The organism is Salinispora pacifica CNR114 (assembly GCF_000514775.1).
Lineage (GTDB): Bacteria > Actinomycetota > Actinomycetes > Mycobacteriales > Micromonosporaceae > Micromonospora > Micromonospora pacifica.
Genome location: NZ_AZWO01000018.1, coordinates 74,122 through 95,927, shown reverse-complemented (window position 1 = coordinate 95,927; position 21,806 = coordinate 74,122). Strand labels below are relative to the sequence as shown.

Annotated in this window: 19 protein-coding genes and 1 tRNA gene; 8 read left to right on the top strand and 12 right to left on the bottom strand. The window is 71.2% G+C overall.

Annotated features, from left to right (window positions below):
* Window positions 1–77: 77 nt before the first annotated feature.
* A complete protein-coding gene (locus tag B118_RS0113165; RefSeq protein WP_026185744.1) occupies window positions 78–1,478 on the top strand; it encodes an alpha,alpha-trehalose-phosphate synthase (UDP-forming) in 1,401 nt (466 codons plus the stop codon).
* On the top strand, window positions 1,475–4,078 hold the full coding sequence (gene otsB, locus B118_RS0113160) for a trehalose-phosphatase (RefSeq protein WP_018222950.1): 2,604 nt from the start codon (window positions 1,475–1,477) through the stop codon (window positions 4,076–4,078). Before B118_RS0113165 ends, otsB begins: the two co-directional genes overlap by 4 nt.
* A 134-nt stretch (window positions 4,079–4,212) precedes the next feature.
* Here the strand turns inward: otsB and cobA are convergent, their stop codons facing one another.
* The 3 genes from cobA to cobC are packed head-to-tail and all read right to left on the bottom strand — an operon-like array spanning window position 4,213 to window position 7,752.
* Window positions 4,213–5,493 carry a uroporphyrinogen-III C-methyltransferase gene (gene cobA, locus B118_RS0113155; protein ID WP_018812240.1) on the bottom strand — a complete coding sequence of 427 codons (1,281 nt, stop codon included), beginning with the start codon at window positions 5,491–5,493 and terminating at the stop codon, window positions 4,213–4,215.
* Between the two features lie 34 nt (window positions 5,494–5,527).
* Window positions 5,528–6,619, bottom strand: a complete 1,092-nt coding sequence (gene cobT, locus B118_RS0113150) for a nicotinate-nucleotide--dimethylbenzimidazole phosphoribosyltransferase (protein ID WP_026270863.1) — start codon at window positions 6,617–6,619, stop codon at window positions 5,528–5,530.
* Complete coding sequence (gene cobC / locus B118_RS0113145) at window positions 6,619–7,752, bottom strand: Rv2231c family histidinol phosphate aminotransferase CobC (RefSeq protein WP_238323913.1); 1,134 nt, start codon at window positions 7,750–7,752, stop codon at window positions 6,619–6,621. The genes cobT and cobC overlap by 1 nt, the downstream gene beginning before the upstream one ends.
* A 121-nt stretch (window positions 7,753–7,873) precedes the next feature.
* Between cobC and B118_RS0113140 the strand changes: the two genes are divergently transcribed.
* The gene (locus B118_RS0113140) at window positions 7,874–10,006 is read left to right on the top strand and encodes a transglycosylase domain-containing protein (RefSeq protein ID WP_018222946.1); all 2,133 of its coding nucleotides are present in this window, start codon (window positions 7,874–7,876) and stop codon (window positions 10,004–10,006) included.
* A gap of 79 nt (window positions 10,007–10,085) precedes the next feature.
* Window positions 10,086–10,904, top strand: a complete 819-nt coding sequence (locus B118_RS0113135; RefSeq protein ID WP_018222945.1) for an SURF1 family cytochrome oxidase biogenesis protein — start codon at window positions 10,086–10,088, stop codon at window positions 10,902–10,904.
* An 82-nt stretch (window positions 10,905–10,986) separates the two neighbouring features.
* Here the strand turns inward: B118_RS0113135 and B118_RS0113130 are convergent, their stop codons facing one another.
* From B118_RS0113130 to B118_RS0113120, 3 genes are all read right to left on the bottom strand, one after another.
* On the bottom strand, window positions 10,987–11,193 hold the full coding sequence (locus B118_RS0113130; RefSeq protein ID WP_018216694.1) for a hypothetical protein: 207 nt from the start codon (window positions 11,191–11,193) through the stop codon (window positions 10,987–10,989).
* A 253-nt stretch (window positions 11,194–11,446) separates the two neighbouring features.
* Complete coding sequence (locus B118_RS0113125) at window positions 11,447–12,793, bottom strand: dipeptidase (protein WP_018222943.1); 1,347 nt, start codon at window positions 12,791–12,793, stop codon at window positions 11,447–11,449.
* The gene (locus B118_RS0113120; RefSeq protein WP_018222942.1) at window positions 12,780–13,460 is read right to left on the bottom strand and encodes a uridine kinase family protein; all 681 of its coding nucleotides are present in this window, start codon (window positions 13,458–13,460) and stop codon (window positions 12,780–12,782) included. The genes B118_RS0113125 and B118_RS0113120 overlap by 14 nt, the downstream gene beginning before the upstream one ends.
* Before the next feature lie 61 nt (window positions 13,461–13,521).
* On the opposite strand from B118_RS0113120, the gene B118_RS0113115 reads away from it, so the two are divergent.
* Window positions 13,522–13,998 carry a rhodanese-like domain-containing protein gene (locus tag B118_RS0113115; RefSeq protein ID WP_018222941.1) on the top strand — a complete coding sequence of 159 codons (477 nt, stop codon included), beginning with the start codon at window positions 13,522–13,524 and terminating at the stop codon, window positions 13,996–13,998.
* A gap of 86 nt (window positions 13,999–14,084) precedes the next feature.
* Here the strand turns inward: B118_RS0113115 and B118_RS0113110 are convergent, their stop codons facing one another.
* From B118_RS0113110 to B118_RS0113100, 3 genes are all read right to left on the bottom strand, one after another.
* Window positions 14,085–15,638: a cobyric acid synthase gene (locus tag B118_RS0113110; RefSeq protein WP_018222940.1), complete on the bottom strand. Its 1,554-nt coding sequence runs from the start codon at window positions 15,636–15,638 to the stop codon at window positions 14,085–14,087.
* Window positions 15,635–16,636 carry a cobalamin biosynthesis protein gene (locus tag B118_RS0113105; RefSeq protein ID WP_018222939.1) on the bottom strand — a complete coding sequence of 334 codons (1,002 nt, stop codon included), beginning with the start codon at window positions 16,634–16,636 and terminating at the stop codon, window positions 15,635–15,637. The genes B118_RS0113110 and B118_RS0113105 overlap by 4 nt, the downstream gene beginning before the upstream one ends.
* A gap of 214 nt (window positions 16,637–16,850) precedes the next feature.
* Window positions 16,851–17,621 (bottom strand): single-stranded DNA-binding protein, encoded by a 771-nt coding sequence (locus B118_RS0113100; RefSeq protein WP_018812247.1) that lies wholly within the window; start codon window positions 17,619–17,621, stop codon window positions 16,851–16,853.
* A gap of 300 nt (window positions 17,622–17,921) precedes the next feature.
* On the opposite strand from B118_RS0113100, the gene B118_RS0113090 reads away from it, so the two are divergent.
* From B118_RS0113090 to B118_RS0113080, 3 genes are all read left to right on the top strand, one after another.
* Window positions 17,922–18,311 (top strand): HPF/RaiA family ribosome-associated protein, encoded by a 390-nt coding sequence (locus tag B118_RS0113090; RefSeq protein ID WP_018222936.1) that lies wholly within the window; start codon window positions 17,922–17,924, stop codon window positions 18,309–18,311.
* 100 nt (window positions 18,312–18,411) lie between these two features.
* Window positions 18,412–19,452, top strand: a complete 1,041-nt coding sequence (locus B118_RS0113085) for an alpha/beta hydrolase (protein ID WP_018222935.1) — start codon at window positions 18,412–18,414, stop codon at window positions 19,450–19,452.
* Between the two features lie 85 nt (window positions 19,453–19,537).
* A tRNA-Arg gene (locus B118_RS0113080) sits at window positions 19,538–19,613 on the top strand.
* Between the two features lie 143 nt (window positions 19,614–19,756).
* On the opposite strand, the gene B118_RS28265 is transcribed toward B118_RS0113080, so the two are convergent.
* The 3 genes from B118_RS28265 to B118_RS32835 form a co-directional block, all read right to left on the bottom strand.
* Window positions 19,757–20,461, bottom strand: coding sequence for a site-specific integrase (locus B118_RS28265; RefSeq protein WP_018812249.1), 705 nt, complete (start codon window positions 20,459–20,461; stop codon window positions 19,757–19,759).
* Between the two features lie 402 nt (window positions 20,462–20,863).
* Window positions 20,864–21,349: a transposase family protein gene (locus B118_RS32840; RefSeq protein ID WP_238323912.1), complete on the bottom strand. Its 486-nt coding sequence runs from the start codon at window positions 21,347–21,349 to the stop codon at window positions 20,864–20,866.
* Between the two features lie 5 nt (window positions 21,350–21,354).
* Window positions 21,355–21,795: a helix-turn-helix domain-containing protein gene (locus tag B118_RS32835; protein WP_238323911.1), complete on the bottom strand. Its 441-nt coding sequence runs from the start codon at window positions 21,793–21,795 to the stop codon at window positions 21,355–21,357.
* Between the last annotated feature and the right edge of the window lie 11 nt (window positions 21,796–21,806).

Below are 21,806 nucleotides of genomic sequence, written 5' to 3'. Positions count from 1 at the left end.
CACGGTACACCAGACGCCGCGGCTACGCTCAGTACGCTCGACGCGGGGGATTCGTCAGCACCCGGAGGTGGCCCAACGTGACCGTCCGCAGCTCCTTTGTCGTAGTGGCCAATCGATTGCCCGTTGACGAGGTGAGCACACCCGAGGGACGGCAGTGGCGACGCAGCCCGGGTGGGCTCGTGACCGCACTGCATCCTGTCCTCGCCGAGCACCACGGGACCTGGGTGGGCTGGGCCGGCGGCAAGGGGGCCGCACCGGAGCCGTTCGACCTGGAGGGCATCCGGCTACATCCGGTGCCGTTGAGCGCGGAGGAGTTGGAGCGCTACTACGAGGGGCAGTCCAACGCCATGATCTGGCCGCTGTACCACGACGCGGTCGAGACCCCGGTTTACAAGCGCCGCTGGCGGGAGACCTACCGGCTGGTGAACGCCCGCTTCGCCGAGGCGGCATCGGAGGTCGCGGCGGAGGGTGCCACGGTCTGGGTGCAGGACTACCAACTCCAGCTGGTACCGGCGATGCTCCGCGAGCTCCGCCCCGACCTACGGATCGGCTTCTTCCTGCACATCCCGTTCCCGCCGATCGAGCTGTTCATGCAGATGCCGTTCCGCACCGAGATCCTCCGCGGGCTACTCGGCTCCGATCTGGTGGGCTTCCAGCAGCGGCTCGCGGCGCAGAACTTCGTCCGGCTGGCCCGGCACCTGCTCGGGCTGCGCTACGAGGGGCAGATGATCCAGGTCGACGGCCGCCGGGTGAAGGCGGGCGCGTTCCCCATCTCCATCGACACGCAGGAGATGGAGCGCCTCGCGGTGGATCCGACGATCCGGGCGCGGGCGGAGGAGATCCGCGCGGAACTGGGGAACCCACGCACGATCATCCTGGGCGTTGACCGGCTCGACTACACGAAGGGCATCGAGTTACGACTCAAGGCCTTCCGCGAGTTGCTCTCTGACGGAAAGTTGACAGTTCCGGACGCGGTTATGGTGCAGGTGGCGACGCCGAGTCGAGAACGGGTGGAGCACTACCAGGCACTTCGCGTCAAGGTAGAGCGCGAGGTTGGCCGGATAAATGGTGAATTTGGTCGAGTTGGGGTACCGGCAGTGCATTATCTGCACCAGTCGTACAGTCGCACCGAACTGGCCGCGATGTACGTCGCCGCCGACGTGATGATGGTGACCCCGCTGCGAGACGGAATGAATCTGGTGGCCAAGGAGTACGTAGCAGCGCGCGCCGACCGAGGCGGCGCGCTGGTGCTGAGTGAATTCGCTGGCGCCGCCACCGAGCTGCGCCAATCGTTCCTGTGTAACCCGCACGACCCGGACGCGGTCAAGGAGGCCCTGCTGCGGGCCGTGCACGTGGAGAAGCCGGAGGCGCGTCGCCGCATGCGGACAATGCAACGTCATCTGCGTACCCACGACGTGGGGCACTGGGCGAAGTCCTTCCTCACCGAACTCGGCGTACCGGGACCGGATGCCTCGTGAGCACCGGCACCACACTCGGCAACCCGGTCGGTGGCGGCCTGGAGCAGGAGCTGCGCACCGCGATCGGTCGCATCGCCCGCGTCCCCCAGTTGCTGATCGCCTGTGACTACGACGGCACCCTCGCCCCGATCGTCGAGGACCCGAGCCAGGCCGTGCCGCTGCCGGAGGCGGCGGCTGCGGTCCGGGCGCTCGCCTCGCTACCGCAGACCAATGTGGCGGTCGTCTCCGGGCGGGCGCTACGGGATCTGGCCGCCCTGTCCCGGCTGCCCAGCGAAGTCCACCTCGTCGGCAGCCACGGTTCCGAATTCGACATCGGCTTCGTCGAACGGCTCTCCCCCGAGCTGGTCGCCGTCCGCACCCGGCTTCGGGACGCGCTGCGCGAGATTGTCGCCACCCACCCCGGAGTTCGGCTGGAGCGCAAGCCGGCCAGCGTCGCCGTACACACCCGCGGGGTTGATCCACAGATCGCCGCCGCAGCCGTCGAGGCGGTCCGCAACGGCCCCGCGACCTGGGACGACGTCACCGTCACCCAAGGAAAGGAGGTCATCGAGCTGTCGGTGGTCGCCACCCACAAAGGCACCGCCGTCGACCAACTTCGTACCCAGCTCTCCGCCAGCGCGGTGCTGTTCATCGGCGATGATGTCACCGACGAGAACGCCTTCGGCAACCTGCACGGGCCAGATGTCGGCATCAAGATCGGGCCCGGCGAGACCAGGGCGCAGCATCGGGTAGCCGAGCCGATCGAGGCCGCCCGCGCCCTCGGCCTGCTGCTGGAGACCCGACGGAACTGGCTCTTCGGCGAGCGGGCGGTGCCGATCGAGCGGCACTCGATGCTGGCCAACGGCCGTACGGTCGCGCTCCTCACCCCGGAAGCCAAGGTCACCTGGCTGTGCAACCCCAAGCCCGACTCCGCCGCGATCTTCGCCGACCTGGTCGGCGGCAGCCCCGCCGGCTACTTCAGCGTCGTACCGGAGCGCGGTGGCATCCCGCTCGGCCAGCGCTATCGCTCCAACACGATGACCGTGGAGACCCGGTGGTCCGGCCTGACCGTGACCGACTGGCTGGACACGCCGGACACCGAGACCACACCGGACGGGCCGGCGATCGTCAGCGCCGACTCGGCCCTGGTCCGGGTGCTCACCGGGCGGGGCCGGGCGCAGCTGGAGTTCGCCCCCCGGCCCGAGTTCGGCCAGGTCGCCGTCCAGCTCCAACCGCTCGACGACGGGCTGCTGGTGCTCGGCTCCAACCACCCGGTCGCGCTCTACTCCCCCGGCGTCACCTGGGAGGTGGTCGGCGACGGCGTGTACGAGACAGCGACGGCCACCGTTGACCTCTCCGCCGCGGGCGGGCCGGTCGTGTTGGAGATGCGCTTCGGCACCCACAGCCTGGAACACCATCGGCAGCCGATTCACGAACGGCAGGCCGCGGCGGAGCAGCCCTGGAAGGACTGGGTGGCCACGCTGCGGTTGCCGACCACCGGTCGGGACCTGGTCGCCCGCAGCGCGCTCACCCTCCGCGGGCTGTGCCACCAGCCGAGCGGCTCGATCCTGGCCGCCGCGACCACCTCCCTTCCCGAGGAGTTGGGCGGCGTCCGCAACTGGGACTACCGCTACTGCTGGCTCCGCGACGCGGCGCTGACCGCCCGCGCTCTGGTTGACCTCGGCTCCACCGAGGAGGCCGAGGCGCTGCTGCGCTGGATCGACGGAGTCGTTGACCGGACCGGTGGGCACCCCGAACGGCTACACCCGCTCTACACGGTTGACGGTTACGAGTTGGGCGCCGAGGCGGTCATCGACACCTTGCCCGGCTACGCCGGCTCCCGGCCCGTCCGGGTCGGCAACCTCGCCAACCACCAGCTCCAACTCGACGTCTTCGGTCCGATCGCCGACCTGATCGCGGCGGTGGCCGACGCTCGCGGCTCCGTCCGGGACGACGAGTGGCGGGTGCTAGAGAACATGGTGGAGGCGGTCCGCCGCCGCTGGCACGAGCCGGATCACGGCATCTGGGAGGCGCGGCTGGCGCCCCGACACCACATCTTCTCGAAGGTGATGTGTTGGCTGACCGTCGACCGGGCACTGCACGTGGTGCGCAAGCACGGCGGTGCGGAGCAGCCCGAGTGGGTGGAGCTACGCGACCGGATCGGCGCCAACGTGCTCGAGTTCGGCTGGCACGAGCAGGCCGAGGCGTACAGCGTCGCGTACGGGCACGAGGACAGTGACGCCTCCTCGCTCTGGATCGGCCTCTCCGGCCTGCTCCCCGGGGACGACCCCCGCTTCGTCTCCACCGTCCTCAAGATCGAGGCAGATCTGCGCAGCGGCCCGGTGGTCTACCGCTACCACTGGGAGGACGGCCTACCCGGCCGGGAGGGTGGATTCCACATCTGCACCTCGTGGCTGATCGAGGCGTACCTGCGTACGGGCCGCCGGGGCGACGCGGAGGAGTTGTTCACCCAGATGATCGACACCGCCGGACCGACCGGGCTGCTACCCGAGCAGTACGACCCGCTGACCGAGCGCGGGCTGGGCAACCATCCACAGGCCTACAGCCACCTCGGCGTGATCCGCTGCGCCCTGCTGTTGGACAACATGCTCAAGCAGTGAGCTGCGGCCCCGACAGCCACCACGAGCCGCGTCGGCCGACCCGGCTCGTGGTGGCGGCCCGCGTCGGGCAGCCACCACGAGCACCGGGCGGCCACCAAAGGCGCAGGGCCGCCACCACGAGCGTCCGGCCGCTCTCAGAAGCCCAGGGTGCCGACCACGTCGCCGACGACCACGACCGCCGGGGGACGGAGGCCCGCCGCAGCCACGTCGGCCGCCACCACGCCCAGCGTTGAGCGGATCGTCCGTTGGGCGTCGGTCGTGCCCTCCTGTACGACCACGGCCGGGGTCTGGGCCGGGCGACCGTAGGCGACCAACGTCGCGGAGATCGCCGCCAGATTCTTCAGTCCCATCAGAATCACCAACGTGCCACGCAACCCGGCAAGGTGCTCCCACCGCACCATGGAGGCGGGCGAATCCGGCGGAAGGTGCCCGGAGACCACGGTGAACTCGTGCGCGACCGCCCGGTGGGTCACCGGGACACCGGCGCCGGCCGCGGCGGCGATGGCGCTGGTCACTCCGGGTACCACCGTCACCGGTACGCCCGCACCGGCGCAGGCCAGCAGCTCCTCGCCGCCGCGACCGAAGACGTACGGGTCGCCCCCCTTGAGCCGGACCACGGTCCTACCGGCCCGGGCCCGGTCCACCAAGATCCGGTTGATCTCCTCCTGGGCACGGGCCGGGCCGTAGGGAATCTTGGCGGCGTCCACCAGCTCGACCTCGGGACCCAGCTCGTCCAGGAGCAGCCCGGGCACGAGCCGGTCGGCGACCACCACCTCCGCCTCGGCGAGTAGCCGCCGCCCCTTGACAGTGATCAGCTCCGGGTCACCCGGGCCCGCGCCGACCAGGGCGACCTGTCCACCGCGGTGGGTTGGGCGCGGCGAGGCCTGCCAGCGATCGACGCGGACCGACCCCGGAGCACCGCCGGCTCCGGCACCGGCCGGCGGCGGGGCCAGCCGACCCGGCCCGGCGGCGAGCAGATCCCGGATGGCGTCCCGGACGGCCATCGACCGGCGGGGGTCACCGCCGCCGAGAACCGCCACCGTCACCGGCCCCTGCCGGGTCACCGCCGGCGTCCACGCGGTGGCGGCGGCGCGATCATCGGCCCGAACACAGAAGATCCGCCGCTCGTCGGCCACCGCGCTGATCGCGGCGGCGGCGCTCGGGTCATCCACCGCGACCTGCACCAGCCAGGCGCCGTCGAGGTCGTCCGCGGTGAACCGCCGCCGCTGCCAGCACAGCCGCCCGGCGTCGGCGTGGGCGCGCAGCGCCGGGGTCAGCTCCGGCGCGACCAGGAGGACGTCCGCGCCCGCGTCGAGCAACGCCGGCACCCGGCGGGTGGCCACGACTCCGCCACCGACCACGACCACCCGCCGGCCGGCCAGCCGCAGACCGAGCGGGTACGGATTGCCGCTCACGCCGCCGTTCCGCCCGTTCGGACGGTCGGTGCGCTCATTTCTGCGCCACCCCCGCCGAGTCGAAGGTGGCGACCTCGTGCAGCACGCGGACGGCACCCGTGACCACCGGCAGGGCCAGCAGCGCCCCGGTGCCCTCGCCGAGGCGCAGCCCGAGGTCGACCAGGGGGGTCAGCCCCAGCCGGCGCAGCGCCACCGTGGCTCCCGGCTCGACCGAGCGGTGGCCGGCCACCATCGCGCCGGTGGCAGCCGGGGCGAAGGCCGCGGCGACCAGCGCGGCCGAGTCGGCGATGACGCCGTCGAGCAGCACCGGCACCCGGCGGGCGGCAGCGCCCAGGATCAGCCCGGCCAGGGCGGCGTGTTCCAGGCCGCCGACCGCGGCCAGCACGCCCAACGGGTCCGTCGGGTCCGGCTGATGCCGGCGCAGCGCCGCCCGGACCACCTCGATCTTGCGCTGGTGCGTCGGATCATCCACTCCGGTGCCCCGGCCGGTCACCGCGGCGGGGTCAGCCTCGGCGAAGACCGCGATCAGCGCGGCGGCCGGCGTGGTGTTGCCGATACCCATATCCCCGGTGAGCAGGATGGCGGCGCCGGCATCGATGAGTTCGCCGGCGACCCGGATGCCCGTCTCCACCGCGGCCCGGGCCTCCTCCCGGGTGAGGGCGGCGGTGACGGCCAGATCCCGGGTTCCGCGCCGGACGTTCGCCTCGACCAGCCGGGGTCCGGCGCCGCCGGCCGGGCCCGATCCGGACGGTACGGCCGCAACCGGCGTTGGCGGCGTGGCGACCCCGATGTCCACGACGGTGACCGCGGCGCCGGCCTGCCGGGCGAACGCGTTGACCACCGCCCCGCCGGCGAGGAAGTTGCCGATCATCTGCCCGGTGACCTCCTGCGGCCAGGGCGTCACACCCTGGGCGTGCACACCGTGGTCTCCGGCGAAGATCGCCACCGCGGCCGGCTCGGGCAGCGGCGGCGGGCAGGTGCCGGCCAGGCCGGCGAGCCGAATGGAGAGATCTTCCAGCGCCCCGAGGGAGCCCGCGGGTTTGGTCAGCCGACGCTGCAGGTCCGTGGCGGCAGCCATCGCCTCTTCGTCGAGCGGTCCGATCGCCGCCCTCGTCGTCTCCAGCATCATCCCTCCAGAATCTCGGCCAGCACGGTGGTAAACGCGTCGGTCGTCGCCGGATCGCGGACCGCGATCCGCAGCCAGTCCGGGCCCAGCCCGGGGAAGGTGTCGCCGCGGCGCACTGCCCAGCCTCGCTCCCGCAGGGCACGGCGTACGGCGTCGGCGCCCGGGTGGTGGATGAGGACGAAGGCGCTCGCCGGCCGGCCGACGACGCGTACCCCCGGTAGGGGCGCCAGCCGGGCAAGGAGGTGGTCGCGGTCGGCGGCGAGGTCGGCGGCGATCTGGCGTTCAGCTCGCACCGCTTCGGGGCCGGCGCAGGCTGTCGCGGCGGCGAGGGCCGGGGTGGAGACCGGCCACAGCGGCTGCACGGCGGCCAGGCGGTCCAGCAGTTCCGCTGCACCGAGCAGGTAGCCGACGCGCAGCCCGGCCAACCCCCACGTCTTGGTGAGGCTCCGCACCACCAGCAGGCCGGGCAGATCGGACCGGACAGCAAGCGACTCCGGCTCGCCGGCTACTCCGGGCGCGAGGGTGGTGTCGGCGAACGCCTCGTCCACCACGAGCACCCGGCCCGGCCGGGCGAGCGCGGCCAGGTCGGCGGCCGGGTGCAGCACCGAGGTCGGGTTCGTGGGGTTGCCGATCAGGACCAGGTCGGCATCGACCGGGACCTTTGCGGGGTCGAGCCGGAATCCGTCGCCGGGGTCGAGCAGTACCCGCTCGACCCGGTGTCCGGCCGCGCGCAGGGCCGCCTCCGGCTCGGTGAACTGCGGGTGCACCACCACCGGGCGACGGATCCCACGCAGCGCCTGGGCGATCAGCACGAATCCTTCGGCCGCCCCGGCGGTGAGCAGCACCTGCGCCGGTTCTCGACCGTGCCGGGCGGCGACGGCGGCCCGCGCCGCAGCCGAGTCCGGATACCGGGCCAGGTCACCGAGGGCAGCGGTGATCGGGTCGGCCAGCCAGTCCGGCATCGAGGCCTGGCGCACGTTCACCGCGAGGTCGACCAGACCGGGTACGGCTTCGACATCTCCGTGGTGGCCAAGGTCGAGCTCCGGTGCCGCCGGGACGTCCGGTGGGTTGTCCACCGGGGCAGGCAGGTGGTCCGGCAGCGCGGCCACTCCCCCGCTCGACTGCGTAAGCATGACCGCGATCCTGCCGGGAAGGGGGCGCGTGGCACAGCGCATCGTGACGTGGGCCGCATCACGAACGACGGATTAATGAATATTTCTCTAGTACGAATCGGAAATGTCATAACTTAGCCCTGTGAGCAACCGTCCCCTTGCTGCCGCCGGTCGTCTCGTCCCACTTCTCCGCGCCGGACTCATCGCCGGCATCGTCATCGCCGCCCTGGCCTACCCGATCGCCGCCGCAGCCGGCATCGGCGCCAAGGTCACGGCGCACGCGATGGAACACAAAACCAAGATCCTCAAAACCGCCCTGCCAGCCGAGACCTCGTACCTCTACGCGCCGGACGGCAAGACCGTCCTGACGATGTTCTACGAGGAGTACCGGCAGTACACAAAGCTCGCCGACGTGTCGCCGAACATCCAGCAGGCCATCATCGCCGCTGAGGACGCCCGCTTCTACCAGCACACCGGCGTCGACCCGAAGGGCATCGCCCGCGCCTTCGTGGCCAACGCCCGCTCCAACGGCATCTCCCAGGGCGCCTCCACCATCACCATGCAGTACGTCCGGATGGCCCTGCGGGACAGCGCCACGACCCCGAAGGAGGTACAGGAGGCGACCCAGCAGACCAGCCTGCGCAAGATCCGGGAGATGCGGCTGGCCATGGACCTGGAGAAGGAGCTGACCAAGGAGCAGATCCTGGAGCGATACCTCAACTCGGCGTACTTCGGGCATCGCGCCTACGGCATCTACGCCGCCAGCGAGATCTACTTCTCCAAGACCCCAAAGGACCTCTCCGTGATCGAGGCCGCCACCCTCGCCGGACTGGTCAAGTCCCCATCCCGGTTCGACCCGGCCAGCTCCGACCAGAAGGAGGCGACCGCCCGCCGCAACTACATCCTCGACCGGATGACCGACCTCGGATACCTCTCACCGGACGCCACCGCCAGCGCCAGGTCCGAACCGATCGAGCTGACCCTGAGCTACCCGTCCAACGACTGCGCATCGGTGCCGCAGGAGTGGAACAGCTGGGGATTCATCTGCGACTACGTGAAGAACTGGTGGAGTGCGCAACCCGCGTTCGGCGAGAACCGCCTGGAACGGATGGACAAGCTGCGTCGGGGCGGGTACCGGATCGTGCTCAGCGTGGACCCGAAGACTCAGGAGGCGGCGGAGAAGAACGTCGGCACGAAGGGGAGAACCGGCAGCCCGTACGCCAACGGCATCGTGGTCACGGAGCCCGGGACCGGGCGGCTCAAGGCCATGGCGGTGAACCGGACCTACTCCCTGAACCTGGACGGGAATCCGCTCAGCTCCAACCCGGAGGTCGGCCCGAAGGTCAAGGCCAGCTACCCGAACACGGTCGCACCCCTGCTCGGCGGCGGTGACCTCCCCGGCTACCAGGCAGGATCAACCTTCAAGATGTTCCCGCTGCTCGCCGCCCTCGATTCGGGCATGACCCTGAACACCAGCTTCAACGCGCCGTACCGGTACCGGTCGGAGGTCTACAACGGCTGGGCCCCGTCGAACGCGAGCGGCGCCATGTCCGGTATGCAGACCATGTGGTCCGGCTTCGGAAAATCGGTCAACACGTACTTCGTATGGCTTGAGGAGCAGGTCGGGGCAGACCGGGCGGTACGCCTCGCCGAGCAGCTGGGGCTGCGCTGGCGCACCGATGTGGACCGACACCACGCCGCGCCGGCGAACGCGAAGACCTGGGGTGCCTTCACCCTGGGGGTCTCCGACGCCACCCCGCTGGAGATGGCGAACGCCTACGGTGCCGTCGCCGCCGAGGGCCGGTACTGCGAAGCGATCCCGGTGCAGGCGATCTATAACCGGGACGGCACCCCGACAATCTTCCGGACCGCCGGCGGGATCGAACGGGAGGTCGCCAAGCCCCGCTGTCGCCAGGTGGTCAGCGCCGACGCCGCCCGGGCCGCCACCGACGCCGCCCGGTGCCCCACCGGCGACTCACCGGCCCGGGGTGGCTGCGGCGGTTGGTCAACGGCGGACAGCGTCCGCGGCACCGTGGGCCGCCCGGTGGCCGGCAAGACCGGTACCACCGACAGCACCCGGTCGGCCTGGTTCGTCGGGTTCACTCCCGAACTGGCCGCGGCCAGCTTCATCTCCGACCCGGACAACCCCTTCAACGCCGTCGGTGATGGTCAGTCGCAGATTCCCATCCACGCGGTCGCGAACACCCTGCGCGACGCGCTGGAGGACAAACCGACCCGCGACTTCACACCCCCCTCGGACGCGATCGTCGGCTGACCTGGGTGCCCTGCCTGGGCAGCGGGCAACGGCCACCGACGGTCGCACCGATCGACCCGCCACACCTACGGGTAACCTCATGGCCGTGTACCGGTTCCTGCTGACGCCACGCTGGCTGGGCGCGCTCGCGCTGACCCTGGTAGCGGCGGTGATCATGGTGTTGCTCGCCGACTGGCAACTGGCCCGTTACCGCGATCGCACCGCGATCAACGAACAGATCGATGCCGGCCAGCGAATGGACCCGGTGCCGCTGGCCGAGGCGGTAGCCGCCCCGACCGGGGAAGCGGGCACCGTCGGGCCTGCCCCCACCACCGAGCGAACCTGGACGAAGGTCAACGTCACCGGACGGTACGACGCCGCGAACGTGATCCTGGTCCGGGGGCGCTCACTGGACCGCACGGTCGGCTTCGAGGTACTGACCCCGCTGCTGCTGACCGACGGCACGGCCGTGCTGGTCAACCGGGGCTGGATCCCGCCCACACCGGGCGGGGACGCCACCGTCCAGCCGACCGTGCCCACGGCCCCCGCCGGCACGGTCACCGTGACCGGCCGAATCCGCGCCGGTGAGGGCGGTTCGCTCCCGGTCACAAGCCGTGACGGCAAACTGGAGACCCGCCGCGTCAGCCTGCCCAAGCTGGCCGGGGAGTTGCCGTACCCGATCTACGGCGGATATGTGCTACTCGATCAGCAGACCCCAGCCGCCGACCCGACCTTCCAGACGGTCCCGGTCGGCTACACGAACAGCTGGCAGAACTACGGGTACGTCGTACAGTGGTGGATCTTCGCCGGGATGACGCTGCTCGGCTTCGGCTACTTCGCCCGGCGGGAGGCCCAGCGACGGGCCGGCGTGGTGCGCGAACGTCCCACCGACCGGACGGCCGAAGCAACCTTGGCCTGACCATCGGGTGCGACGTCCACGCCGCCACACCGGCATCGCCGGCGAGCGGCACCGGTGTGGCGGGCAGGCGGGCAGGCGGGCATCAGAACGAAACGGGCTCCTCGATGCGCAGGCCCCGGGCGCGCACCCCGTCAGCGACCCGGGCGAGCGTCGAATCGAGTGCGACCAGCGCGACAGAGAGCTGACCGAGCCGCTCCTTGAGTGACTCATCGGACCACGCGGAGACGTCAACGTCTCCCAAAGCACTGACGGCGGCCTCCAGGCGGGCCATCACCTCGTTCGTACTCATGTACGAAGGCTATACCAACCGGGTGACCGACACGCCGGAAACGCCCCGCCAGAACAGGACGTTATGGTTCCGACACCCGGGACGGCTGGGACGCGCCGGCGGGGGGATCCACCCACCGCCGACGCGTCCGCCCGCAGACCCGCTCCGCAACGCTGAGGCCAACCCGCCCGGCTCAGCCGTGCCGGGTCAGCCCCTGCCCAGAGGTCAGCCCTGCCCAGGGGTCAAACCTGCCGTTGGAGACCCCCGCTGCGGCTCAGTCCCGCCCAGCGGCGGCGACGTTCCGCAGCAACAGCGCCTCGGCCAGGCACACCCGGGCGAACTCCCCCAGGTGCAGGCTCTCGTTCGGGCCGTGCGCCTGGGCGTATGGATCCTCCACACCGGTCACCAGGATCGCGGCCTGCGGGAACATCTCCTGGAACGTGGCGATGAACGGGATCGAACCGCCGACCCCGATGTCCACCGGGTCGGTGCCGTCCCAGGCGGTACGGAACGCCGAGCGAGCCGCATCGAACATCGGGCCGGAGGCGTCGATGCGGCTCGGGTCGCCGTCGTGTTCCAGGGTGACCGACACCTGCGCGCCCCACGGAGCGTGCCTACTCAGGTGCGCGCGAAGCGCCGCGTACGCCCGCTTGGGGTCATCACCCGGCGCCAACCGCAGGCTGAGCTTGGCCTTCGCGGCCGGGACCAGGGCGTTCGGCGCCTCCCCAGTGGCCGGCGCGTCGATGCCGAGTACCGCGAGGGCCGGCTTGGTCCAGAGCCGGTCAGTGATCTGATCGGTGCCGATGAACTGCACGCCCTCCGCCAGCCCCGCCTCGGCGCGGAAGCGGTCCTCCGGATAGTCCACCGCCGCACCGCCCCGGCTGACCAGCCCGTCCACGGCCACGTTCCCGGCGTCGTCGTGCAGGGTGGCGAGCAGCCGGGCCAGCGCGGTCAGCCCGTCCGGCACCGGGCCGCCGTACATACCGCTGTGTACGGCGTGCTCCAGCGTGCGGACCTCGACGAAGCAGTTCACGATTCCGCGCAGCGACGTGGTCAGCGCTGGCACGCCAATGTCCCAGTTGGTGGAATCGGCGATCACGATGACGTCCGAGGCGATCTCGTCCCGGTACTCGGTGAGCAGCCCGGCCAACGAGTCGGAGCCGTACTCCTCCTCGCCCTCGATGAACAGCACGACGCCCACCGGCAGCGAGTCACCGAATGCCCGCAGCGCCGCGATGTGCGCCATGATGCCCGCCTTGTCGTCGGCGGCGCCGCGGCCGTAGAGGCGGCCGTCCCGCTCCACCGGCTCGAACGGGTCCGACTCCCACAGCGACCGGTCACCGACCGGCTGCACGTCGTGGTGGGCGTAGAGCAGCACGGTCGGGGCACCGGGCGGCGCCGCCTTCGTCCCAATCACGGCCGGCTGCCCACCAGCGCGGGCCAGCCGCACCTCAAGGCCGCAGTCCCGCAGCAGCTCCGCGACCGCTGCCGCGGAACGCTCCACGTGGGTGTGGTCGAAGCCGTCGAACGCGATACTCGGGATCCGGACGAGGCGCTCGAGGTCCGCCCGGACGCCGGGCAGCTCCCGCTCAAGCGCGGCCCGCAGGTCAGACTCGGACATGATCGGTGTTGTCATGACCGGCATCGTATGCCGGCCTTACCGACCAGCCTCGCCGCAGGTAGTACCGGGCGCGGTCGTGGGGCAACACCGGCGCACCGTCCACCACCAGGTCCGCCCGGCCGCAGGTGCCGTCGGCCGCGAAGTGGGCCCGCTCACCCGCGTGCCAGCGACGCAGCTCCGGCAGAATCCCGGGGCCGTCCCGGGTCACCGCCCGGGTGAGCCGCAGCTGCTCCGGGGCGGTCACGAACACGGCGAGGCTCAACTCCGGCGCCACCGCGGCACGCGCCGCGCTCACCCCTTCCAGCAGCAGGACCGGTGACACCGGCACCGGCACCGGGCGGGGCAGGAACGAATGCCGGACCCAACTGAACCGCCGGTACTCCCCCACCCGTCCCGCCCGCACCGGCGCCAGCACCCACTCCTCCAGCCGGGACCAGAAGGTGAGCTGGTCAGCCCAGCCGTCGAGCAGGTCGTCGGTGTGAATCACCACCGGGCGGGCCCGGCCCGGCCCGGCGGCGAGCGCATCGGCGAGCTGCGCCGTGAACCAGCTCTTGCCCGCGCCGCTCGGTCCGTCCACCGCCACCAGCCGGGTCTTTCCCAACCGCGCCGGCGCCGCACACACCCGCTCTGCCAGCCGGGCGTACGACTCCATCACCGCTACCGCCACGGCCTGACCGTATCCGGCGGCGGAGCCGCGCCACCTCGGTCCGTCGCCCGTTCGGGCGGTCGTGCCGCTGGCCGACGCCGTTCGACCGCGCGTCGCCGGGCGCGGGCGGCATGATCGGCTGGTGTCCCACAGCGTGATGAGCCCAGGCGTTGATGCCCTGTTGGAGCAGGCCCGCGCCGGAGTGCGCCGGCTGACCCCACACCAGGCCGTCGAGACGATCCGCGCCGGGGCGTTGCTGATCGACACCCGCACCGAACGGCAGCGGGCGGAGCAGGGTGAGCTGCCCGGTGCGATCGTCATCGAGCGGGCGGTGCTGGAGTGGCGGCTCGACCCGGCCAGTACCTGGCGGATCCCGGAGGCCACCCGGTACGACCGGGAGGTCGTGGTGGTGTGCCGGGAGGGTTACAGCTCCAGCCTGGCCGTGGCGGGCCTACGCGCGCTGGGCCTACGTCGCGCCACCGACGTCATCGGCGGGGTGCAGGCCTGGCGGGAGGCGGGACTCCCACTCTCCGACCACCCCGCCGACGTCCGCGACTGACACTGGGCCCAACTCCCGTCAGACGGCCGGCTCCCCGTCAGACGGCCGCCTCCCGTCAGGCTGACCCCCATCGGCTGGCTGCCGGGTCAGACGGCCGGGCCCCCGTCGGGTGCGCCCGGCGGGATGAACGGCAGGCCCGGTGGCGGTCCGGTTTCGATCAGCCGCCACAGGGCGGCGGTGTCCAGGTGCTCCTCGACCAGATCCCCGAGCAGGTCCAGGGAACGCTCGCGGGCGCCGGCGAAGGAGGTGTCCGGGGCCGCCCGGAACCCGTGTCGGCCCGCCTGCCGGGCCACCTCGGTCAGGAAGCGGCGACGGAACCCGTCCGACTCGAACGCGCCGTGCCAGTGGGTGCCGTACACCGCCCCGGCGATCGCGCCCTCACCGGTGCCGTCGGCGTACGCGAAGAGCGCGTCGAGGTCGGGGGCGGCGGCCGAGACGTACCCGTGGTGGATCTCGTAGCCGTGGACCGGGACGCCATCCCACCCGGTGCCGGTCGACTGCCGGACCGTCTTACTTCGGTCGAAGGTGACCTCGACCGGCAGCAACCCCAAGCCGGGTACGCTGCCCTGCCCGCTCTCCACCGGATCGTGGATGTGGCGGCCGAGCATCTGGAAGCCTCCGCAGATGCCGAGCAGGGGCCGCCCGGTGGCGGCGTGGGCGAGCACGGCATCCGCGAGGCCGGTCTGGCGCAGCCAGGCCAGGTCCGCCACCGTCGCCTTGGAGCCGGGCAGCACGACCAGGTCGGCGGCGGCGAGTTCGGCGGGCTCGACGGTGAGGCGCACCCGCACACCCGGTTCGGTGGCGAGCGCCTCGACGTCGGTGGCGTTGCTGATCCGGGGCAGCCGGACCACGGCCACGTCCAGCCAGTCCTGGCCGTGGGGCGCGGCCGGACGGCCGAGTACCCGCCCGTACGCCAGCGAGTCCTCGGCGTCGAGCCAGAGGTCAAGTGACCAGGGCAGCACCCCGTAGGTGGGCCTTCCGGTGACCTGGCGCAGCATGTCCAGGCCCGGGGCCAACAGGCCCGGGTCGCCGCGAAACTTGTTGATGACGAATCCGGCTACCAACGCCTGGTCGGCGGGCTCCAGCAGGGCCACCGTGCCGAACATGGAGGCGAACACCCCGCCCCGGTCGATGTCCCCGACCACGATCGCGGGCAGGCCGGCGTGCCGCGCCAGCCCCATGTTGACGTAGTCCCCGGCCCGTAGGTTGATCTCCGCCGGGCTACCCGCGCCCTCACAGATCACCACGTCGTAGGCGGCCCTCAGGTCGGCCAGGGCCGCGTACGCGGTTTCGGCGAGGCGGGGGCGAAGCTGCCGGAACGACCCGGCGGTGAGGGTGTCGACCGCCGCACCGAGCAGCACCACCTGGCTGCTCCGGTCGCTGCCCGGCTTGAGCAGCACCGGGTTGAACCGCAGCTCCGGGGCGAGGCCGCAGGCCGCTGCCTGCATCGCCTGCGCCCGTCCGATCTCACCGCCGCGCCCGTCCGGGCCGACCACCACCGCCGAGTTGTTGGACATGTTCTGCGCCTTGAACGGCGCCACCCGCACGCCCTGCCGGTGCAGCCAGCGGCAGATCCCGGCGGTGAGGACGCTCTTGCCGGCGTCCGAGGTGGTCCCGGTGACCAGCAGTCCGCCGCTCACCGCCGCCGCCCGCCTACGACCTGTTTCCCGCCGCTGATCGCCCGGCGGCCCACGGCGGAGAGCAGCCGCCCCACGGTCAACGGGTACGCCGTCGCGAGCCCGAGCGTGGCGAGCCCAACGGCGGCGGAGATCCGGGCCACGCGAGGAAGGTGGCTCGCGTCTGGACGGGGGCCGTCGCCGAGGAATGGACGCACCTCGACCCGGCCGGCGTAGACGTTGCGCCCGCCGAGCCGGACGCCGAGCGCCCCGGCGACCGCCGCTTCGCACTGCCCGGCGTTGGGGCTGGGGTGGTCGTTCCGGTCCCGGCGCCAGACCCGCCAGGCCCGCTCCCGGTCCCCTTGGGCCAGCGGCGCCACGGCGACCGTCAACAGTCCGGTCAGCCGGGATGGAGCGAGGTTGAGCAGGTCATCGAGGCGGGCCGCGGGGGCGCCGAAACGCGCGTACCGGGAGGAGCGGTGGCCAACCATCGCGTCGAGGGTGTTCGCCGCCCGGTAGCCCAGCAGCCCGGGCAGGCCAGCGACCGCGCCCCAGAGCAACGGGGCGACGACGGCGTCGGAGGTGTTCTCGGCCACCGACTCGACGGCGGCGCGGGCCAGCTCCGGCTCGTCCAGCGTTGACGGGTCCCGCCCGCAGAGGTGTCCCAGGCGTTGCCGGGCCGACGGCAGGTCACCATCGCCCAGCGCCGCACCGAGCACCGCCGCTTCCCGGTGCAACGTGCGCCCGCCGAGCACAGCCCAGGTGCCAGCAGCCACGACCGCGCCTCGCGCAAAGGGGCGCCCTCGGGTGGCGACCGTCGCCGCGGCACCGAGCACCACCGGCACCCCCACCGCCAGCGCGGTGTAGGCCGCGCCGGCCGCCCGGTCCGGCCGGTAGATCCGCCGCTCCAGGGCACTCGCCGCGCGGCCGAACCCGGCCACCGGATGCCAGCGGCGAGGGTCGCCGACCAGCGCATCCACCGCGTACCCCGCGACGAGCCCCGCCACTGTCGCCTGCCGCACCGGCCATCACCTCCGGCCGGTCAGCGTAGCCGAGCCCCACGTCCGGCCTGCCCGACCGTCTCGCTTGCTCCCTCGGCGGCGGACGGAGCCGGGCGGCGACATGGACGCGCGGGGTGACGGCCCACGGCGGCCGGCACCCCACCCCGCCCCCGTCGCGCCCTTCCCACCAGACCCCCGCGGGCCGGCACCAACCAACGCCCGAGACTGGTCGCCGTCAGACGGACACCCGGCCCCGGCCCCTTCGGGCTCGGCTACCGCTGGGTGCCGGCTCTGCGCTCTGGCTGGCACCGTCGGTCACCTCCACTGGCGGGTGCGGGATCCCGGCGGCGGCGGACCCGTCGGTCTGACCAGAACCAGCGTCTTCCCGGTCCGCCTCAGCAGTCGGGGCGTCCAGGAGATCCATGTCAGCACTGGCGACGGGCGGGGGATCGGGCAAGGCGGGCCGCTCGACCTCCTCGTCGACTGGCTGGTCAACTTGCTGGTTGGCGGGAGCAACCGATGCCGACTCGGTCGGCGCACCGGGCACCCGCAGTTGCGCTGTGGCATCCACCGGGAGCTCGGCCGTGGGGTCCACCGTGGGATCAGCTGTGGTATCTGCCGTTGCGCCGGTCGTGGCCACCGGTCGGTTACGCAGAAACCGACCCCGACCGCGGGAGAGGTCGTGCCCGACCGCGACGGCTTCCAGTTCGTAGTGGGTCCGATGGCTGCCGGCATCGTCGGTCCAGTCCCGGGTGTGGAGCCGCCCCGAGACGATCACCGGGTCGCCGACCATCACCGAGGTCACGACCCCCTCGGCGAGCCGACGCCAGCAGTTGACCCGAAGGCGGAGGCTGTTGCCGTCAACCCAGCGACCGCTCTCGCGGTCGAGACGGCGCGCGGTGGAGGCCACCTTGAAGTTGGCCACCAGGGTCTGGCTCTGGTTGGTGCGCCGCCACTCGGGCGCGGTCACCGCGGTGCCAATCACCGTGACGTGGGTGTCGAACATCGTCCCTCCCGGATCAGGTTGTCATCGCGAGTTGCTCGGCCTGAGCCTGTCCGGCCCCGTCGGGCACTGCCATCGCGCTGGGGTGAGCTGTGGACAACGGAGCAGGGTGTGGACAACAACCTGTTCAAAGGCCCGTCTGCTAGGGGCCTCTGGCCCTGGGACAGCAGTGGAGCAAGCAGCAGAATTGACCATGTTCCGGAACGGAAAAAACTGGGTACACCTGGATCAGAAAGAAAGTAACCGGACGAAGGGGTCAGTGATCATGATGACGATCACCACCGGCACCGGCCAGGCGCGGTCATGAGCGGGGTCACCAACCCGGCCACCGTCAACGAGTGCCTCCGGGTGGGGGCCGGCTTCGCGCAGGGCGATCGGGCCTGGATCGCCGACCATTTCGGCATGCTCGACGCCCGGCTCGCCAGCTTCCACGCCGACGCCACCGAGCTGGAGGTATCGGTCAAGAACCGGGAGACGAAGGGGCAGAAGGTCACCCTGGAGTGCTGGATCGCCGGCCGGCAGAAGATCGTCACCACCTCGGCGGAGGAGGACCTGCAGGCGGCGCTCAACGACGTCCGGGACGACCTGCGCCGCCGCCTCAACGACGCGAAGACCCGCCAGGAGCCCCGGCACAACAAGCACCTACGCGACACCAGCCCGCCACCCGGGGGAGCACAGGACCCCGACGACTGACGGCCGCACCACCACCAGCTCGGACGTACCCGGCCCTCCTCCAGCACCACGCCGGGAGGAGGGCTACCGTCCGGTAGCTCGCCGGCGTACCGTCAGAGTCGTGGAACCAGACGTGCTGGGGCCGCCCTACGAGCGGCACACAATCGACCTGGGCACCGATGACGAGGGGCCGGTGGTGGCGACCCTGGTACGCCGTCGTGCCGACCGACCCACCAACCGTGCGGTGCTCTACGTGCACGGATTTGTCGACTACTTCTTCCAGACCCACGTCGCCGACCACTTCGCCGCCCAGGGCTGGGACTTCTACGCCCTGGACCTGCGCAAGTACGGTCGCAGCCTGCTCCCGCACCAGACGGCGAACTTCTGCCTGGACCTCGGTGACTACTTCACGGAGTTGGACGCCGCCGTAGAGATCATCAAATCGGAAGACGGGCACGACACCCTGCTCGGCATGGGCCACTCCACCGGCGGCCTGATCGTCTCGCTCTGGGCGCACGCCCGGCGGGACGCCGGTGTGGTTGACGGGCTCTTCCTCAACAGTCCCTTCTTCGACCTGAACCTCCCCTGGGTGCTGCGGCGCCCCGCAGCGGCGGCCGTCGCCCGCCTGGCGCACCGGTCGCCCAAGCGCACCCTCGCCAACGGCCTCAGCACCGTCTACGGCGAAAGCCTGCACGCCAACCACCGCGGCGAGTGGAACTACGACCTCGCCTGGAAACCGCTCGGCGGCTTCCCGATCCGGGCGGGCTGGCTGGCCGCGATCCGGCGGGGCCAGCAACAGCTCCGTGCCGGGCTGGACATCCCGGCACCGATGCTCGTGGCCGCCTCGACGCGCAGCTTCAAGGGGCTAAAGTGGCGGGAGGCGGCCGCCAGCGCTGACTCGGTGCTGGATGTGGAGCACATGGTGCGCTGGGCGCCCCTGCTCGGCCAGCACGTCACCCTGCTCCGGGTCGACGGTGGGCTGCACGACCTCACGCTCTCCGCGCCCACCGTCCGCGACAGAGTCCTGACGGAGGTCGGACGATGGGTCGACGGATTCCTCGGCACCGGGAGCATCGACAGCGGACGACGCCCGCCAGCGCAGGCGGCACCACCGACGACCCGCCAGGCCGCCGAGGCGAAGTCGACGGCACCGCCGGCCTGATTGCCGCCGGACGCGGTCACCACCACCCGCTCCCCCGTCGACCGGGCCCCCGGCGGTACCCTTCTCGGGCGACATTCCGCGGCACGCGCCCGTAGCTCAGCGGATAGAGCAGGGGACTTCTAATCCCAAGGCCGCAGGTTCGAATCCTGCCGGGCGCACCATCAGAAATAGCCCCTGACCTGGGGTTTCTGGAACATTGGCCGATCTTCTTATTCCATGGCCATCGATCAGTGGGCCATTGTGAGCCCGATGTGAGCCCGGGAGTGTATTGTCATGCCATCGAGCGGTGGAAGCTTCCACCGCCTCAGGCGGCGCATCCATCGGTACCGGTCGAACTGTTGGGCTCGTGTGAGCCCGGGTGAGCCCGGGAGCGCTTCTGCCTGGGCACCAGACGCGCGGCAGCCTCCGCCGCATCGTGCGCCACCTCCGGCAGGACCGAGGTGTAGGTGTCCGAGGTGAGCCCGATGGACGCGTGGCCCAGCATCTCCTGTACCACCTTCCGGTCGACTCCCGCCGCGAGCGCGATCGTTGCCGCACCGTGACGAAGGTCATGCAACCGGATCGGCGGAAGCCCAGCCCTTCGGGCTAGCCGCTCAAACCGATCTGTGAGCCAGTCTGGCTCGAACCACGCCCCGGTCGCCCGGGTGAATAGCCGGCCGCTGTCCACCCATGCCGCTCCGGCCTTCTCGCGTGCCTTGCGTTGCCGCTTGAGGTGGCGTTTGAGCGCACGCACGCTGTCCCGGTCCAATGCCACGACGCGATCCCCGGCGTCGCTTTTCGGCGCGTTCTCCTCAATCCCCACACCACCAACCGCCACAAGTTGAGTAGCGATGGTGAGGGTTTGTGCCTTGAGGTCTAGGTCTTCTGGCCGTAGCCCACACGCTTCGCCCCGGCGTAGCCCCCGGAACGCGATCAGGTGGAAGAGCGCGTACAGGTCGTCACCACTGACCGAATCGAGGAACGCGCCGGTTTGCGAGGGTGTCCACACCATGACCGGTGACAGTTTCACGCCGGTAGCCTGCCATTGCGCCACCCGGTCATCAGTCCACACAAGCGCCTTCGGGCGCTTTACCGAATCAAGTTCGACGTGTGCGGCAGGGTTAAACGTGATCAGCTCCTGACTGATCGCATCGTTGAGGGCTGCGCGGAGCGTCGCCCTGATGTGTCGCTGCGTTGTTGGCCCCGCTGGGCGACGGAACGGGGGCATCTCCGCAATAGCGGCACGCGCTATACGGCGACGCTGCCGCCCCTTGAGTGTCTTAAGCTCATCGACAGCGGCGTGCCGTAGCGCGTTCGACTCTTCAATCTCGATGTTTTGCTCAGCGACACCAGCGAACATCTCTTTTAGGTGAGACACCCTAAGCCGGTCTAACGACCTCGTGCGCGATTGGCAGGGGACGGCCTCGTCATCTCATCGGTGGTGAGGTGTGGTTGGGAGGGCCTTGAGTGGCCTGGTGGTGATCTCAGTGTGATCGGTGTGCTGGTGGTCGGACAGCAGGCTCGCGACGGCGCGGATGGTGGCGTCGAAGTGTTCGCGTCGGCCGTGGTAGCGGGCCAGGATCCGCCAGTTCTTGAGGTGTCCGATGGCGTGCTCGACGCGGATCCGCTGGGAGGAGTGTCGCTTGCGGGCCGCGTGATGGGCGGCGATGACGCTCGGCGGTAGCGACTTCTGCCCTTTTCGCGGTGTGGGTCTGGGGGTGATCACCGCGCCGGCGGTGTCGGCGCCCAGTCCTTGGTAGCCGGCGTCGGCGAGGACCTGAACCCCGAGCGGCGCCTGGAGCAGAAGGTCGACGAGCCCGGCGGTTCGGGCCTGGGTGAGGTCGTGCATCGAGCCCGGACGGGTCTCGCCACAGAACAACAGCCGACCAGCTGGATCGCAGAGCACCAGAGCTTTCATCGTGTTCAGTCGGGATTTTCGGACACGAACCGGTCCCTACCCGCCCGGCCCTCGACCGGTCGGCGGACCCGCACCTCGGTCGCGTCCATCAACGCCCTGGGGTGATGGCCCAGGTATGCCACCACGTCGGCGATGGTGCGCAACCGGACGCCGTCGTTCACCTGGCAGCCACGCTCGGACAGCAGCGGCCGCACCTCGGCGACGCTGCGCGTGATCGTCGAGCGGTGTACCCCGAACCACGCGGCCACCACGTCATGGGTCAACCCATGTCGCAAGTGCACCAGCGTGGCCAACAAGCGGTCGGCGAACCCGAACCGATGCTTCGCGCCAGCACCGATGCGGCGACTACGTGCGCGCGCGGCGAGCCGATCCCGGTGACGAGCCTGCCACCGCGGTGCCAGTTCAGCGACCAGGCCCGCAATCGCTTCCCGGGACAGGCCTGTCATCCGACGGTTCA

Coding starts and splice junctions, on each gene's coding strand:
- cobT (WP_026270863.1), bottom strand. CDS start 6,619: ATGCTGGAGACGACGAGGGCGGCGATCGGACCGCTCGACGAAGAGGCG.
- cobC (WP_238323913.1), bottom strand. CDS start 7,752: ATGCTTACGCAGTCGAGCGGGGGAGTGGCCGCGCTGCCGGACCACCTG.
- B118_RS0113135 (WP_018222945.1), top strand. CDS start 10,086: ATGGCCGTGTACCGGTTCCTGCTGACGCCACGCTGGCTGGGCGCGCTC.
- B118_RS0113130 (WP_018216694.1), bottom strand. CDS start 11,193: ATGAGTACGAACGAGGTGATGGCCCGCCTGGAGGCCGCCGTCAGTGCT.
- B118_RS0113125 (WP_018222943.1), bottom strand. CDS start 12,793: ATGTCCGAGTCTGACCTGCGGGCCGCGCTTGAGCGGGAGCTGCCCGGC.
- B118_RS0113100 (WP_018812247.1), bottom strand. CDS start 17,621: ATGTTCGACACCCACGTCACGGTGATTGGCACCGCGGTGACCGCGCCC.
- B118_RS0113090 (WP_018222936.1), top strand. CDS start 17,922: ATGAGCGGGGTCACCAACCCGGCCACCGTCAACGAGTGCCTCCGGGTG.
- B118_RS32840 (WP_238323912.1), bottom strand. CDS start 21,349: ATGAAAGCTCTGGTGCTCTGCGATCCAGCTGGTCGGCTGTTGTTCTGT.
- B118_RS32835 (WP_238323911.1), bottom strand. CDS start 21,795: ATGACAGGCCTGTCCCGGGAAGCGATTGCGGGCCTGGTCGCTGAACTG.